The following is a 15,504-nucleotide window of genomic DNA, read 5'->3' on the forward strand; positions in this document are numbered from 1 at the left end:
TTGACGTCGTTCGCGTGGCTTTAGCCGCGCGCGGCGGCGATGGCGGTGAAGAGCGGCGCGGTCGCCGGATACTGCTTCGCGAAGCTCGCATACAACTGCGACTGCATTTCGGCGCGCGCGGTGTCGCGATCGGCCTTCGACATCGGGTAGAAGGTCATGCCTTTCTTCTTCAGTTCCTGCTCGGCCCCGGCGGCGGTCTGGATGGCCGTGGCGCGCTGCTTCGCGGTCGCGTCCTGCGCCGCTTTCTGGAACGCGGGCCGCAGATTTTCCGGAATCTTCGCGAGCGCGCGGCGGCCCATCACGACGACGAGCGGGCTGAACACGTGCTGCGTCTGCCAGCACGACTTCACGACTTCGTCGTACTTGCTCGCGAGAACCGTCGCGCAGTCGTGCTCGAAGCCATCGACGACGCCGGTCTGCGCGGCCATATACAGTTCGCCGATGGGAATCGGCGTCGGCACCGCGCCCATCAGCCTGAAGGTCTCCATGAAGGCGGGCGTGGGCAGCACGCGCAGCTTCACGCCCTTGATGTCGGCGAGCGATTGCGTGGGCTTCTTGGTGAACACGTTGCGCGCGCCGAAGGAATAGCCCCATGTGAGCACCGAGCAGCCTGCGCGCTGTTGCAGCAGCGTGTCGAACGACTTGCCGACGGTGCCGTCCATCGCGCGGCCGACGTGATCGAAGTTGTCGAACACATAGCCGAGATCGAGCATGCCGAGTTCGGGAAGCGCGGTGGCCCAGATCGACGAGCCCGTGACCATCATGTCGACCGCGCCGACTTTCACCTGCTGCACGACGTCGCTTTCCTTGCCGAGCTGGTTGTTCGGGAAGAAGTCGATGCGAATCTGATCGCCGACGCTCGCCTTCAGGTTCGCGGCGAAGTTCTGGTACCACACGTAGTGCGCGGCGTTTTCGTTCGGCGGCATCGAGGACGACAGCCGCAGCGTCGCGGCGGGCTGGGCGCGCACGATCGCGGGAAAGCCCGCGCCCGCGGCCGCGAGCGTCGTCGCCGAGGCAGCCTGAAGGAACCGTCGGCGGGAAAAGCCTGAAGCGAATTGCATGGTGTTGTCTCCTGGGTGCCGCTCTGAGCGCGGGCGGTTATATGAAGCGCGACAGCATACGAACGACGCGCTGTAACGATTTAGTGTATCGATACAGTAGAACGGAGCGCGCGCGAATCCTATCGACGTAAACCCGGGAGCAAGCAGTGCATTCGACGATAAACATCGTTCGTCACCGTCGCGCCGGCGCTCTCCCGCGATTTGGGACTGTCGGCTGACGAGGCGTCGTCGTCCCATGTCGGTGGACGCGAAGAGCAGGCATGTTGCGGTCAGTGATGCGCCCGTCCGCCGAGGATCTTCACGATGAATGCCGCCGCGCTTCGAACGCGTTTGCGTGTTTTGGATCGATCGATCTAGAATGAAGCGACATTGGCCACGGCACGGAGACAACCTGCATGATCGATTTCTACTTTCACCCTACGCCCAATCCCGCGAAGATCGCACTGTTTCTCGAGGAATCCGGACTGCCTTACGAACTGAAGCCCGTGGATACCAGCAAGGGCGAGCAGCATTCGCCCGAGTTCCGCGCGATCAACCCGAATGGCAAGGTGCCCGCCATCGTGGACAGTGAAGGGCCGGGCGGCAAGCCCGCTTTCGTGTTCGACTCCACCGCGATCCTGCTTTATCTCGCGGACAAGACCGGCCAGTTTCTCGGTGCGCCGGAAGATCGTCCGCAGCTTCTTTCGTGGCTCATGTTCGTCGCGAGTGGTCTCGGGCCGTTTTCGGGGCAGGCGGTGCATTTCCAGTACGCGGCGCCGGAAGGGCTCGACTACGCGGTGAACCGCTATCGGCGAGAAGCGGACCGTCATTATCAAGTGCTCAATGACAGGCTGAAGGGCCGCGAATTCATCGTCGGCGAAAGCTATACGATCGCGGACATGTCGGCGTGGGGCTGGGTCGATCGGGCATCGCGCGTGTTCAAGTCGAGTGAAGATCCGCTCGGGCCGTATCCCGAACTCAAACGCTGGTTCGCGAAGATCGACGCGCGGCCCGCTGTCGAACGCGCGCGCGGCGTGAACAAGAAGCACGCCTTCAAGACGGTGAACGACGACGAGACCAGGCGCGCGCTGTTCCCGTCGAACTATCCGAAGACGGCCTGAAGGGAGTCGCATGCCGCGTCCGCGTGAGTTCGACGAGGAGGCCGTGCTCGATGCGGCCATCGCGCAATTCTGGTCGCATGGTTACGAGGCGACTTCCGTGCGCGATCTCGCCTCGACCATGGGTCTGGCGGCGGCGAGTCTCTACAACACGTTCGGCGACAAGCGTGCGCTCTATGAACGCGCGCTCGAAGCTTACGTGGAGCGCGGCTTTCGCGAGCGGGTGAGGCGTCTCGAACATCACATGCCGCCGCGCGAGGCGATCGCCGCGTTCTTCGACGAAATCATCCGGCTTTCGGTGAACGATCCGCATCGCAAGGGATGCCTCATCGTGAACTCGGCGATAGAACTGGCACCGCACGACAGCCATTTTCATCGTGCCTTGAATGGCGTGCTGAAGGACATGGAAGGGTTCTTCTCGCGTTGCGTGGCGGCGGGTCAGGCGGACGGATCGATTCCATCGGAACTGAACACCTCCGACACGGCCAAGGCGCTCCTCGCCTCGCTGCTGGGCCTGCGCGTGCTCGCGCGTGTCAATCCGAAGCGCGAACTGCTCGAAGGCGCGGCGAGGCCGGTGCTCGCGCTCATCGGCGTGAAACCTCGCGCGCGCCGCAAGTCCTGATTACCGGCGCACGTGGCCGCTTTCGCGAACGGCGCGGCAATACGCTTCTACGACCTCAACGACGTCTATGCAGGCAAGGAGATCGGCCACCCGAGCGACAACATCGCCGCGTGTCTCGCGCAAGCCGAAGCAGAGGGCGCGAGCGGCCGCGATCTCATCGTCGCGATCGCGCTCGCCTACGAGATCGATTGCCGGTTGATGGATGCCGCGTCGATCAGCCAGCACGGCTGGGATCATCCGAACTTCAGCCTTCCCGCCGCCGCGCTGGCAGCGGGCAAGCTCATGAAGCTCGACGAAGCGAGACTCACGCAGGCAGTGAATCTCGCCATCAACGGTCACGTCGCGCTGAATCAGACGCGCGTGCAAACCATCTCCGACTGGAAAGGACTCGCCGATGCCGACGCGGCGCGCAACGGCGTGTTCGCAGCGGCGCTCGCGCGGGAGGGCATCACCGGCCCCTCGCCGATGTTCGAAGGCGATGCGGGCTTCTTCAAGCTGGTTTCAGGGCCTTTCACGCTCGACGTCGCGAAGTTCGGCGGTCGCGGCCGTCCGTTTCGCATCCGCGATTGCTCGGTGAAGTACTACCCGGCGCAGGCGCTCACGCAGACCGCGATCGATGCGGGCATCGACGTGGCGCGGCAAGCCGGTGGCGTCGACAGGATCACCGCGGTCGAGATACGCACGTCGCACGAAGGATGGTTCTCCGCCGGCAAGGATGCGGAAAAGTGGGCGCCGGAAACGAGCGGCACGGCGGACCACAGCCTGCCGTACGTGACTGCGCGCGCCATGTTCGACGGCGACGTCACGCTCGCCAGCTACAGCAAGGATGCGTTGCACGACCCGAAGCTGCGCGCGTTCATGAAGAAGATCAAGGTGATCGACGATCCCGAGATGTCGAAGCTGTATCCGAAATACTGTGCGACCGTCGTCACGGCGACACGCGACGACGGCAAGGCGTTCACGAAGCGCATCGACGACATTCCCGGCTCCGCCACGCGGCCGATGCAGCGCACCGACTTCGCCGCGAAGTTCAGGAAGAACGCAGCGCCGGTGCTGGGTGCATCGGCGGCCGACGAAGCGCTCGGCGTGCTATGGAGTCTCGAACAGCGCGCCCACGTCTCGGATGTTTTCGCGCCGCTCGTGCTGCGCGGCTAGCGCATCCACGCGAAGGCGGCGAGCGCGATCATGACCGTGATCGCGCCGCCGAGTCCGGTCTGCGTCGCGGTGACGATGGCCGCGTGGTTGAGCCCGCGGCCAGCACCGGACTGACGTCGAACCGACGTCGAACTTCACGGCGCCTCAGACGAAGATCAAGAGCGCCGCGCCATACACGATCAAGCCGAGCGCGAACGTCATCACCGTGAAGCCGAGCACGCGCTGCACGCCGACGCCTGCCATCGCGACCACGGGCGCGGCCCAGAACGGCTGCAACATGTTCGAGACCTGCTCGCCCATCGCGACGGCCATCGTGGTGGCGGGGACGGACGCGTGCAGCGCGACCGCGGCGGGCACGACGAACGGTCCCTGAACGGCCCAGTGGCCGCCGCCGCTCGGAATGAAGAAGGTGACGATCAGCGAGCACACGTAGCTCCAGAACGGCAGCGTGTGCGCATTCGAAATGGCGATGAAGAAGTGCGAGATGGTATCGGGCAGGCCGGTCGCGTCCATCATCCCCATGATGCCGCCATAGAGCGGGTACTGGAGCATCATCGAGCCGGTCTGCTTCGCGGCGTTCTTGATGGCGTCCGCATACGCGAGCGGATAGCCATGCAGAATCACGCCCGCGATGAACATCACGAAGATCACCGCGTTCACGCCGGAAAACGGGATCTTCTGGAATTGCGTCAATACGATCAGCGCCACGCCCACCACGCCGATGAACGCGCTGCCGATCCACGAATGCTCGATCCGGCGCGCGAAGCTCTGCTTGCCTTCGGGTCTCTCGCGCATGGGCGCGTCGGGAAACTTCTCCGTGTCGAGCGCGACGACATCTTCGTCGCGCGGCTTGAGCCAGATCAGCACGAAGGGCATCGCGAACAGCATGACGAGCGTCGGCACGAGGTTGAAGCGCGTGAACACGGTTTCGCCGAACGGCAGCACCGCGCCCGTCAGCTTCTGCACGACGTTCATGGAACTGCCGGGCGTCGATTGCGCCAGCGCGATGGAACTGGAAATGCCGCTCGCCCACACGACCCAGCCCGAAAACCCCGCCGCCACGATCCACGCGAAATCGACGCGCAATCGCTTCGCGACTTCACGCGCGAGCAGCGCCGCGACGACGAGACCCATGCCCCAATTGAAGAACGACGTCACCGCGACGAGCACGAAGGTCAGCGTGGCCGCCTGCGCGGGCGTGCGCGCGATCGAGACGAGCGCCTTGAAGATGCGCTGCACCGGCGGCGCATGCGCGAACGCGTGGCCGGTCACGAGAACGAGCGTGATCTGGAAGGCGAACGTGAAGATGTCGAAGAAGCCTTTGTACCAGCCGCCGATCATCTTCGGCACGGTTGCGTGCGGCGCGAAGATGAACGACAGCGCCGCGACGATCGCCGTGATCAGAATCGCCAGCACGAAGGGATCGGGGATAGTGCGCTCGAAAAGCTGAATGGTCGCTTCGGTGAAGCGTCTTTTGCGCACGGGGGGCGGCGCGGCGGCGGTTTTCATGCGGTGTCTCCGGGAAAGTCTTGTTCTTTTAGAGTGCGAAGCCGTAGAGCACGGCGGGATTCGTGACGAGGATGTGTTCGCTGGTCGCGTCGTCCTCGGTCCATTCGGCGAGCAGGTCGAGCAGGAAGGCGTCGTCGGGCTTCTCGGTCTCCGTCACGTGCGGCCAGTCGCTGCCCCACACGAGCCGTTCAGGAGCGGCCTGGACCCATGCGCGCGCCATCGGCGTGACATCCGCGTAGCGGTGCTTCAGCCCGACGGCCGAGTCGAGATAAGGACCGGACAGCTTGACCCACGCGCGGCCCGCATCGGCGAGACGGCGCACGATATCGAACGCCGCGTGATGCTCGCCGGCTTCGAGCGGCAGACGCGCGCGATGATCGAAGACCATCGTTGCGGGCATGCGCTCAAGCATCGCCTGATGCTCGACGATCTGCTCGGCAGTCCAGTGCAATTGCACGTGCCAGCCAAGCTCGGCGACCCGGTGCGCAAGCGGCTCGACCATCTCGAAGCCGACGGCCGCGTTCTTCGCCGTATAGAGCGTGAAGCGGATGCCGCGAATGCCGCCTTGATGCAGCGCGGCCAGTTCTCCGTCGGTGACGTCCGGATTCAGCACGGCGACGCCGCGCGCATTGTCGATGCCGAGCTGACGGATGGCATCGACGGTGACGGCGTTATCCGTGCCGTACACGCGCGGCGTCACGATCACCACGCGCCCGGTGCCGATCTTCGCCTGCACCTTGCGGTAGGCATCGACATCGGCGTTCTCTTGAAAGGCCGCCGCGTCGCCTTGCGTGAGGAACGCGCGGTCATAGATATGGATGTGCGAGTCGCAATTCATCGCTATAAGTCTCCTCCGTTCTTGTGTGCGGTGAGCCGGTCAGAGCACGGCGGCCTTCGCGCGCAATGCTTCGATCTGCATGTCGCTCAAGCCCGCTTCGCGCAGCAGGGCATCGCTGTGCTGCCCGAATGCGGGCGCGGCGAAAGGCTCGGGCAGCGGCGTCGCGCCGAAGCGCACCGGATGCTTGAATCCGCGATATCCGCCGACGCCCGGATAGTCGAACCGCGCGACCATGTCTTCGGCGAGCACTTGAGGATCGTCGAACATGTCCTCGATGCTGCGCGCGGCGGCGCACGGGACGGCATCGCCGAAAAGCGCTTCCCATTCGAGCGCCGAACGCCGTGCGAGCGCCGCGTGCAGCTTCGGCACGATTTCATCGCGATGAATCGCGCGCTTGCGCACGGTGTCATAGCGTTCGTCGGTTGCGAGCGCATCGAGGCCGGTCAGCCCGCAGAGCGACTTCCAGAAGTGCGGCGTATTGGCGGAAAGGTACAGATAGCCTTCGCGCGTCGGATGAATGCCGGTGATGCCGCCCGAGCGCATGTCGCGGCCCACGTCCTTCGGTTCGCTGTCGGCCCAGATCATGCGCGCGGATTGCATCGTGAGCGCGCTGCGCAACAGCGATACGCCGACGTACTGGCCTTCGCCGCTCTTCTCGCGCGCGAACAGCGCCGACGAGACGCTCGACGCCACCAGCGCCGCCGCGTAGTAATCGACCACCGATCCGTAAAGCACTTCGGGCGGACCGCCGGCGGGGCCTTGCAGCGCGCACATGCCGGTCATCGTTTGCAGAACCTGGTCGTAACCGGCCTTGTCCTTGTTCGGACCGGCTTCGCCGTAGCCCGTCACGGCGCAATAGACGAGACGCGGATTCACGTCGCGCAACTGCTCGTACGCGATGCCGAGCCGCGCCGGCACGCTCGGGCGGAAATTGTGGACGAGCACGTCGGCTTCCTTGACGAGCGCCAGCAGCACGTCGAGCGCCTCCGGTTGCTTGAGATCGAGCACGAGGCCGCGCTTGCCGCGATTCACGCCGAGAAACGCGCGGCTTTCGGCTTCGAGCGTCGACGGATACTTGCGCAGATTGTCGCCCGTGGGCGGTTCGATCTTGATGACTTCCGCGCCCTGATCCGCGAGCAGCGTGCAGCCGTACGGCCCGGCGATATAGGCGCTCAGATCGAGCACACGGACGCCCGAAAGCGGTCCGCCCCGTCCTGCCTGTTGTCCCATCTGACTTCTCCTTTCTCAAATGCCTGCGCAGGCGCGCTGTTCTTCCGAGAGCAGGCCGAGCCGCGCCGCGTCCGCGACGAGCGAGCGCGCCCGTTCGACGAACGGCGGATCGATCATCGTTCCATCGACGACATACGCGCCGATGCCTTGCGCGTCCGCGTCGCGCGCCGCCTGCACCACGCGCACGGCATGCGCGATGTCGTCATCGGACGGACGGAACACCTCGTTGGCAATCGCGATCTGGCTCGGATGAATGCAGCTCTTGCCGATGAAGCCGAACGCGCGCGCCATCTGCGCTTCGGCGCGAAAGCCGTCGATGTCCTTGATGTTGGCGAATGCGGTGTCGTAGGCGAACACGCCGGCTTCGCCCGCCGCGACGCGCAGCGCGAACATCGCCTGCTGGATCGCGGCGGTTTCCCGGCGCGCGATCGAAAGCGGCTCGAAGAGATCGCCGAGGCCGAGTTGCAGTCCGGCGACGCGCGGATGCGCGAGCGCCAGTTCCGCCGCGTGGCGCAATGCACGGGGCGATTCGACGTTCAGCAGCAGCCCGATCGGCGCGGTGACGCCGTTCGCGCGCTCCGCCGCTTCGAGCGCGGCAGCGGCGGCGCGGACGTCGTCGGGATGTTCCGGCTTCGGCAGGTTGACGAGCGATACGCCGTTGCGCGCGACCGCTTCGATGTCGGCGGCGAAATACGGTGTCGAGAGCGCATTGACGCGCACGATCAGCGTCTTGCGGCTCGCGCGGGCGTCGTCGGCGGCGAGCAGCGCGCGCAGATCGGTGCGCGCCTGCGGCTTGCGCTCCGGCGAAACGGCGTCTTCCAGATCGAACGACAGGGCGTCGGCGGCGCTGGCGAGCGCCTTGGCGAAGAGTTCCGGGCGCGAGGCCGGGACGAAGAGCTTGCTTCTCATACGTCTCCCTTGCTTTAGTATGCCGGTCAGTCTACGTTCGCTCACGTTTTAGATAAACTATCCGCGTCTATCTTAAAACGAAAGAAAAGCTAGCTTATGGAGACGGCATTCCTGTCCAACCTCCTGCTCGTCGTCGATACAGGTTCGATGGCGGAAGCCGCGCGGCGCGTCGGCGTGACGCCGGCTGCCATTGCACAGCAAATGTCGGCGCTCGAACGCGAGCTGGGTGTCGCGCTCCTGACGCGATCGGGCCGCACGGTGATGCCGACGGAGGCGGGATATCGCGTGATCGAGCGGGCGCGCGGCCTCGTCGCCGATCTCGCGGAATTGAAGGCGCACGCGCTGGAAGGCGAGGCGACGGGGGAATTGCGTATCGGCACCATCACGACGGCGCTTTTGAGCCTGCTGCCCGATGTGCTTGCCAACTTCGCACGCGCGTTCCCGCGCGCGAAGCTGCTGATTCGGGCGGGTACGTCGATGGAGCTATACGACACGCTTCAGCGCGGCGACCTCGATGTCGCCATCTGCCTCCATCCGGCTTTCGCGCTGCCGAAGGCGTACGACTGGCACCTGCTGCGAGAAGAGCCGCTGGTCGTGCTCGCGCCCGCGCGGCTCGCCGGCGAGGACCCGCACGAACTGCTTCAGCGTGAGCCGTTCATCCGCTACGACCGCACGCTCGGCGGCGGCAAGCAGGCGGATCAGTACTTGCGTGCCGCGCGGATCGTGCCGAACGAACTCTTCGAACTGAACTCGCTGATGGCGATTGCGATGATGGTCGATCGCGGACTGGGGGTATCGCTCGTGCCGGATATCGTCTCGCCGATGACGTCCGCGCTGTCGGTCGTGCAGCTCGCGTTGCCGGTCCGGGCGGAGCCGCGCCGCTTCGGCATGGTCTGGCAGCGGGCGTCGCCGCGCGCGCGGCTCATCTACGGCCTGATGCAATGCGCCGATGAAGTGATCGCGGCGAGCGTGGTCAACGGTGGCTGACCGTGGCCTCCCTGGATGCGCCGGCCTGAGAGCCTCGCGCTCAGTTTTCCCGCGCGCCGCTTGCATTTAGTTCGACGATCGCGTCGAGCGCACCGCTCACCATCCCGCGCACGACCGGCTCCACTTTCCGCGCGACCTCGGGCAGATAGTCGAACGGTGCATCCTCGCTCATGTAGGTGGACTGGCACATCTCCAGCTGCACCGCATGCACGCCGTCCTGCGGCGCGCCGGCGTGCCGCGTGATGTAGCCGCCTTTGAAGCGGCCGTTCGCAATCCACGTGAACGGGCTCGCGGCGGCGGCGCGCTGCACCGCTTCCTGCACCGGGGGCGCGGCGGTGCGGCCATCCTGCGTGCCGATGTTCAGATCCGGCAGCTTGCCTTCGAACAGGCGCGGCAGCACGCTCGCGATCGAATGCGCTTCCCACAGCAGCACGTTGCGATGCTGGCTGCGCAGGCGCGTCAGTTCATCGCGAAGGGCGTCGTGATACGGCTGCCAGTACGTGGCCACGCGGCGATCGCGCTCGGCCGCGTCGGGCGCGCAGCCATCGCGATACAGCGGCGCGCCGCGAAACGTTTCGGTCGGGCACAGCGACGTCGTGGTCTGCCCGGGATAGAGGCTCTCGTCGTTCGACGGCCGGTTCAGGTCGATCACGTAGCGCGACACGCGCGCGCCGAGGATCGTCGCGCCGAGCGCGCGGGCGAATCCGTAGAGGCGGTCGAGATGCCAGTCGGTATCCGCGACCGTCAGCGCGACCTCCGTGTACCGGTCGCGCAAAGCGTCGGGAATGTGCTTGCCGAGATGCGGAATGGAGATCATCAGCGGCGCATCGCCGCGTTCGAGTGAGAAGAGATCGGTCATGATGGCTGGGATCGGATGACGGTTGCGTTCAGGCGTCGGCGAGAAGCTGCGCCAGCGCCCGGCGATAGTCCGCGTAATGCCTGGCTTCGTCGCGATGACGGCGCTCGTGGATCACGCGCTCGCCGCCGACGAAGACATCGCGCACCGGCGTTTCGCCGTGTTCGCAGAAGACGGCGGACGAGAGCCAGGTCGCGCTGGTCTGTTCGGCGAGAGCGGGATGGTCGGAATCGAGCACGATCCAGTCCGCCCGCGCGCCTTGTTCGAGCGCGCCGACGGCACGGCCGGCCGCGCGCGCGCCGCCCGCGAGCGCGCCCCGGAACAGGCGGTCGGCGACATGCGAAGTCTGCGGCGAAGCCAGCACGTTGCGCTGACGCCGCGCGAGCCGCTGGCCGTATTCCAGCAGGCGCAGTTCCGCGCGCCAGTCCACGCCGATATGGCTGTCCGAGCCCACGCCGAACGCGCCGCCCGCATCGAGATAATCGAACGCGGGGAACAGGCCGTCGCCGAGATTGGCTTCGGTCGTGAGGCACAGGCCCGCAATCGCGCCGCTCTTCGCGAGCGCGAGCGTTTCGCGTTCGTCGACGTGCGTCGCATGCACGAGGCACCAGCGCGCGTCGACGTCGAAACGATCGAGCAGCCATTGCACGGGCCGCGCGCCGAGCGCCGCGAGGCAGGCATCGACTTCCGCTGTCTGCTCCGCGACGTGGATGTGCACCGGCGCGCCGGGCGACATCGCATCGAGCCCTTCGAGCGCGGCGCGCAACGTCTCCTCCGACACGGCGCGCAACGAATGCGGCGCGATGCCGTAACGCAGCGCGCCGTGCTCCGGACGCGCCGCGCGCAGCGTGGCGAGAAGCTCGAGGAAGGCGTCGGTCGTGTTGATGAAGCGGCGCTGGTCGGCGCGCGGCGGCTCTGCGCCGAAGCCGCTGTACTGGTAGAGCACCGGCAGCATCGTCATGCCGATGCCCGTTTCGCTCGCGGCGTCCACGACGCGCTCCGCCATCTCGGCGGGATGCGCGTGGCGGCTGCCGTCCTGCGCGTGATGAACGTAGTGGAACTCGCACACGGACGTATAGCCCGCCTTGAGCATCTCGACGTACAGCCAGCGCGCAATCGCGCCGAGCGTCTCGGGCGTGATGCGCGCGGCGAAGCGGTACATCAGGTCGCGCCAGCTCCAGAAACTGTCCGTCGGGTTGGCGCGATATTCGGTGAGGCCGGCCATCGCGCGCTGAAACGCGTGCGAGTGCAGGTTCGGCATGCCGGGCATGACCGGCCCCGCCGCACGCGCGGCATCCGGCGGCGCGGCAGGCGTATCGGGCGTGACGGCGACGAGCGTGCCCGCATCGTTCCATTCGAGCAGCACGTTGGTGCGCCAACCGTCCGGCAACAGCGCGTGCGCGGCGAACAGCGATTTCGTGGATGAATTCATGAGTCGGCTTCCGTATCCAGCGACGCGCACACCAGCACGCCGTCTCCTTGTATATCGATCTCGACGGAATGCGCCCCGTCGATGCGCAGCGTGTCGAATCGGCTCAGCGCGATGCGCGTCTCACCGGCCCGCACGTCGAACGAACCCTGAGCGCAAAGCAGCAACGCCGTGTCGGTGCCGAGCGCCCGGCGGCCCGGCGTGCGCAGGCGTTCGACCGAAGCGCGCGCGGCGCCGCGATACGTCATCAGGTTGAACACCCGCACCGGGCCGCTCGCGAGTTGTGCCGCAATTGGCGCGTCGCCGGCGAAGCGGGCAACGTCGAATGCACGCAGCACGCCGTGGCTGCCGAGCGTCACGCCTGCGCCGTCGAGCACCATCAACAGGCGGTCGATGCCGTCGAAGCGGGAGAACGGCCCGTCGCGATCGATATCGGCGATGCTCGCGCGCCAGGCGTTCGCGCGGGACGCGACTTCGCGCGTGACGCCGCCGCCGTTCTTCCACGGCGACGCCACGAGCGCGTCGCCGCGTATCAAGGTCAGGTTCATGCGCGCGACAGCACGGCCTGCAGGAAAGAGCGCGTGCGGGGCTGCGAGGGAGCCGAGAAAATCTGCGCGGGCGGTCCCGCTTCGACGATCTCGCCGCCGTCCATCACGACCACGACATCCGCCACTTCCTTCGCGAAGCCCATCTCGTGCGTGACGACGAGCATGGTCATGCCTTCGGAGGCGAGCAGCTTCATCACCTGCAGCACTTCGCCCACGAGCTCGGGGTCGAGCGCCGAAGTCGGCTCGTCGAAGAGCATGACGCGCGGCTGCATCGCCAAAGCCCGCGCGATGGCGACGCGCTGCTTCTGGCCGCCCGACAGGCTCGCGGGCATGGCATCCGCCTTGTGCTCCAGACCCACCTTCTTGAGCAGCGCGAGCGCGGCGGCTTCCGCGTCGGCTTTCGATGCGCCGCGCAGCATGCGCGGACCCACCGTGATGTTGTGCAGCACCGAGAGATGCGGGAACAGGTTGAACGACTGGAACACCATGCCCACTTCGGTGCGCAGCGCGTTGAGCGAGCGCTCCTTGAGCATCGCGCCGTGATCGACGAGCCGTTGGCCGCAGATATCGATCGTGCCGCGCTCGGGCTGCTCCAACCCGTTGCAGCAGCGCAGGAACGTGCTCTTGCCGGAACCGCTCGGCCCGATCACGACCACGACCTGGCTCGGCTGAATGTCGAAGTCGATGCCGTTCAGCACGCGATGCGGCCCGAACGACTTCGTGAGTTCGCGAATGCTGACGATAGGTTGAGCGCTGCTCATTGCACCATGCCTCCTGCGCGCAGCCGGCGCTCGACGCGATGAAGAATGAAGTTGGTCGCCTGCGTGAGCACGAGGTAGACGAGCGCGATCACGATATAGACCTCCAGCGACCGGTACGACACGCTGATGATCTTCTGGCCTTCGTGCATGAGATCGTGAATGGTCAGGAGCGACACCAGCGCCGAGTTCTTGATGAGCGCGATGAACTCGTTGCCGAGCGGCGGAATCATGCGCACGATGGCCTGCGGCAGAATGATCGCGCGCATGGCCTGTCCCGACGACATGCCGATGGAGCGCGCCGCTTCCATCTGTCCGCGATCCACGGACTGAATCGCGCCGCGCACGATCTCCGACACGTAGGCCGCCGAATACAGCCCGAGCCCGAGCATGCCGCACACGAACGCGGGCAGCAGGATGTCGAATTGCGGCAAGCCGAAGAACAGCAGGAACAACTGCACGAGCAGCGGCGTGCCGCGAAAGAAGATCAGGTAGCCGGTGCAAAAGCCGTAGACGAGCCGCCGCTGCGGATGGAGCCGGCCGATGCCGATCAGGAGGCCGAGCAGGCACGAGAGCACGAGCGCGGCGGCGGTCACTTCCACCGTGACCAGCGCGCCGTGCGCGATATCGGCCCAACCGGCGAAGGCCGGTGTGAAGTCGAGTTGCATGAGTCGGATTCGCCGGATTACTTCGCGCTTGCCGTGGTGCTGGCGCTCGTGCTGAACCACTTCTTGACGATGGTGTCGTAGGTGCCGTCCGCCTTGATCTTCGCGAGCGCGGCATTCATCTGGTCGCGCAGTTGCGGTTCGTCCTTGCGCACCGCGATGCCATACGCTTCGGTCGTCAGCTCCTTGTCGAGCACGCGGAAGCCGGGGCGCGTGCGCACGAACTGGTACGCGGCGGGCTTGCCGGTGACGGCGGCGTCGGCACGGCCGATACCGACGAGATCGAACATCTCCTGGTTCTTTTCCACTTCCACGCGCTGCACTTGCGGATAGTTGTCGCGCAGGAAATTGACCGACTTCGTGCCGACCTGCACGGTCACTTTCTTGCCGTTGAGATCGGCGAGCGTCTTGATCGGCGAGTCCGCCTTGACGAGCGCGGAGAGACCGCCCGCGAAATACGACTGCGTGAAATCGACGACCTGCGCGCGCTCCGGCGTGATGTAGATGCCCGAGATCGCCGCGTCGAAGCGCTTCGCCACGAGACCCGGAATCAGACCCTTGAAGTCGATGTCCGTCCACTGGACCTGCTTGCCCATTGCCTTGGCGAGCGCGTTCATGATGTCGATGTCGAAGCCGGTGCGCTGGCCCTTGTCGACGAATTCCATCGGCGGGAAGGTCGCGTCGGTCGCGACGTTGAGCACGTTCGAATCCTGCGCGGATGCCGTGCCGGGCGCGATCGCCGTCAGCAGCGCCATGCCGAGGCTCGCAGCAGAAAGAAGGCTTTTCAGTTTCATGGTGTGGGCTCCAGAGTGTGTGGTCGTCGTTGAGTGAGTCAGGCGGATTGCAGCCGGGCGGAGATGCTGTTGGCCGTGCGCACGGTCCAGTCGGCGAGTTGCCGCTCGCGGCCCGCGGCGCGCGAGGACGGGGCCATCAGCGTGATCGATGCGGTCGCGCCCGCGCCGCGCGACACGCGGCGGAACACGGGTGCGCTCACGCCCCAGACGCCGGGATCGACTTCGCTGTCGCTCACGGCGTAACCGCGCGCGCGGATGCGCTCCAGTTCCGCTTCGAGCGCGCCGCGCGCGGCGGGGTCGTCGGCGAACTGGCGATCGAGCGCTTCGTTGCGCGTTTTCTCGGACATGAACGCGAGCAGCGACTTGGCGGATGCGCCCGCGCGCAGCGGCACCGCGCGGCCTTTTTCGAACGAGCAGCGCAGCGAGTGGGTGCTCTCGATCATTTCCAGGCAGATCACCTGATCGTTGATGGCGACGATGAGTCCGACGCTCTCCTGCGTCGCGCGCGAGAGCTGCACCATGCCGTCGCGGCTCGCTTCGACCAGCATCGAATTGACGTCGAAGCCGAGCGCGAGCTGCAGGCTCACGGGGCCGGGCGCATAGTAGCCCGCGTCCTCCGTCACGAAGCCCCAGCGCTTGAGCAGCGCGACCTGGCGATAGAGCGTGCTTTGCGCGAGACCGGTCGCGCCGAGCATGTCCTTCACGGACATGGCCTTGCCGTGGCTCGCGAGCGCGGTGAGCACGAGCAGCAGGCGCTCGGCGCCGATAACGGTGGATTCCTGTGTCACGTTGAGTGTTGCCTGAAGGGAAGCGATCGCGATAACGCAGAATGCCACGTCACTCCCGCCGGACAAAAATAGGATTCCCGGCTGGTGAGAATAAGGGGCTAGGGTTTGCACTGATGGTTGTTGGGGGCGTGAGGGGAGAAGCACTTTGGTGAAGCGCGATTGCTTCAAGGGCGACGCTGACTAGACATCGGTGCGCCGCGAGAAGCGGTAATCGGCCATCGCACTGACCTGATTCCAATGTGGAAGCCCGCCGCCGCC

General features: G+C 66.0%; 16 protein-coding genes. 4 read left to right on the top strand and 12 right to left on the bottom strand.

Translation table 11 applies throughout. The features are described 5' to 3' along the window. Positions 1 to 20 precede the first annotated feature (20 nt). Complete coding sequence (locus AWB72_RS26700) at positions 21 to 1,061, bottom strand: TRAP transporter substrate-binding protein (RefSeq protein WP_040053578.1); 1,041 nt, start codon at positions 1,059 to 1,061, stop codon at positions 21 to 23. Between the two features lie 395 nt (positions 1,062 to 1,456). Here AWB72_RS26700 and AWB72_RS26705 point away from each other — a divergent pair, with 395 nt between their 5' ends. The 3 genes from AWB72_RS26705 to AWB72_RS26715 are packed head-to-tail and all read left to right on the top strand — an operon-like array spanning position 1,457 to position 3,935. Then, complete coding sequence (locus AWB72_RS26705; RefSeq protein WP_040053579.1) at positions 1,457 to 2,161, top strand: glutathione S-transferase family protein; 705 nt, start codon at positions 1,457 to 1,459, stop codon at positions 2,159 to 2,161. Positions 2,162 to 2,171: 10 nt separating this feature from the next. Next, complete coding sequence (locus AWB72_RS26710; protein WP_040053580.1) at positions 2,172 to 2,780, top strand: TetR/AcrR family transcriptional regulator; 609 nt, start codon at positions 2,172 to 2,174, stop codon at positions 2,778 to 2,780. Between the two features lie 12 nt (positions 2,781 to 2,792). Then, entirely contained in the window at positions 2,793 to 3,935 is a 1,143-nt protein-coding gene (locus tag AWB72_RS26715; protein WP_052450168.1) for an MmgE/PrpD family protein, read from the top strand. Between the two features lie 144 nt (positions 3,936 to 4,079). On the opposite strand, the gene AWB72_RS26720 is transcribed toward AWB72_RS26715, so the two are convergent. The 4 genes from AWB72_RS26720 to AWB72_RS26735 are packed head-to-tail and all read right to left on the bottom strand — an operon-like array spanning position 4,080 to position 8,421. Next, on the bottom strand, positions 4,080 to 5,444 hold the full coding sequence (locus tag AWB72_RS26720) for a short-chain fatty acid transporter (protein WP_087128973.1): 1,365 nt from the start codon (positions 5,442 to 5,444) through the stop codon (positions 4,080 to 4,082). A 28-nt stretch (positions 5,445 to 5,472) separates the two neighbouring features. Beyond that, complete coding sequence (locus tag AWB72_RS26725) at positions 5,473 to 6,282, bottom strand: amidohydrolase family protein (protein WP_040053583.1); 810 nt, start codon at positions 6,280 to 6,282, stop codon at positions 5,473 to 5,475. Positions 6,283 to 6,321: 39 nt separating this feature from the next. Continuing rightward, positions 6,322 to 7,512 (bottom strand): CaiB/BaiF CoA transferase family protein, encoded by a 1,191-nt coding sequence (locus AWB72_RS26730; RefSeq protein WP_040053584.1) that lies wholly within the window; start codon positions 7,510 to 7,512, stop codon positions 6,322 to 6,324. Between the two features lie 15 nt (positions 7,513 to 7,527). Next, positions 7,528 to 8,421, bottom strand: coding sequence for an HpcH/HpaI aldolase/citrate lyase family protein (locus AWB72_RS26735; RefSeq protein WP_040053585.1), 894 nt, complete (start codon positions 8,419 to 8,421; stop codon positions 7,528 to 7,530). A gap of 96 nt (positions 8,422 to 8,517) precedes the next feature. Between AWB72_RS26735 and AWB72_RS26740 the strand changes: the two genes are divergently transcribed. Further along, positions 8,518 to 9,408: a LysR family transcriptional regulator gene (locus AWB72_RS26740; protein WP_040053586.1), complete on the top strand. Its 891-nt coding sequence runs from the start codon at positions 8,518 to 8,520 to the stop codon at positions 9,406 to 9,408. A 40-nt stretch (positions 9,409 to 9,448) separates the two neighbouring features. Here AWB72_RS26740 and hutG read toward each other — a convergent pair whose 3' ends face one another. From hutG to AWB72_RS26775, 7 genes are read right to left on the bottom strand one after another with little or no spacing between them, the layout of a single operon-like run. Beyond that, the gene (gene hutG, locus AWB72_RS26745) at positions 9,449 to 10,267 is read right to left on the bottom strand and encodes an N-formylglutamate deformylase (protein WP_040053587.1); all 819 of its coding nucleotides are present in this window, start codon (positions 10,265 to 10,267) and stop codon (positions 9,449 to 9,451) included. A 28-nt stretch (positions 10,268 to 10,295) separates the two neighbouring features. Further along, the gene (locus AWB72_RS26750) at positions 10,296 to 11,696 is read right to left on the bottom strand and encodes a formimidoylglutamate deiminase (RefSeq protein WP_040053588.1); all 1,401 of its coding nucleotides are present in this window, start codon (positions 11,694 to 11,696) and stop codon (positions 10,296 to 10,298) included. After that, complete coding sequence (locus AWB72_RS26755; RefSeq protein WP_087128975.1) at positions 11,693 to 12,241, bottom strand: HutD/Ves family protein; 549 nt, start codon at positions 12,239 to 12,241, stop codon at positions 11,693 to 11,695. Before AWB72_RS26755 ends, AWB72_RS26750 begins: the two co-directional genes overlap by 4 nt. Continuing rightward, complete coding sequence (locus AWB72_RS26760) at positions 12,238 to 13,002, bottom strand: amino acid ABC transporter ATP-binding protein (RefSeq protein ID WP_040053590.1); 765 nt, start codon at positions 13,000 to 13,002, stop codon at positions 12,238 to 12,240. The genes AWB72_RS26755 and AWB72_RS26760 overlap by 4 nt, the downstream gene beginning before the upstream one ends. Continuing rightward, positions 12,999 to 13,667 (bottom strand): amino acid ABC transporter permease, encoded by a 669-nt coding sequence (locus AWB72_RS26765; protein ID WP_040053591.1) that lies wholly within the window; start codon positions 13,665 to 13,667, stop codon positions 12,999 to 13,001. Before AWB72_RS26765 ends, AWB72_RS26760 begins: the two co-directional genes overlap by 4 nt. A 17-nt stretch (positions 13,668 to 13,684) precedes the next feature. Next, the gene (locus AWB72_RS26770) at positions 13,685 to 14,458 is read right to left on the bottom strand and encodes a transporter substrate-binding domain-containing protein (protein ID WP_040053592.1); all 774 of its coding nucleotides are present in this window, start codon (positions 14,456 to 14,458) and stop codon (positions 13,685 to 13,687) included. A gap of 38 nt (positions 14,459 to 14,496) precedes the next feature. Continuing rightward, positions 14,497 to 15,246 carry an IclR family transcriptional regulator gene (locus tag AWB72_RS26775; protein ID WP_040053593.1) on the bottom strand — a complete coding sequence of 250 codons (750 nt, stop codon included), beginning with the start codon at positions 15,244 to 15,246 and terminating at the stop codon, positions 14,497 to 14,499. Between the last annotated feature and the right edge of the window lie 258 nt (positions 15,247 to 15,504).

Source organism: Caballeronia concitans (assembly GCF_001544615.1).
In the GTDB taxonomy this organism is placed as follows: domain Bacteria; phylum Pseudomonadota; class Gammaproteobacteria; order Burkholderiales; family Burkholderiaceae; genus Caballeronia; species Caballeronia concitans.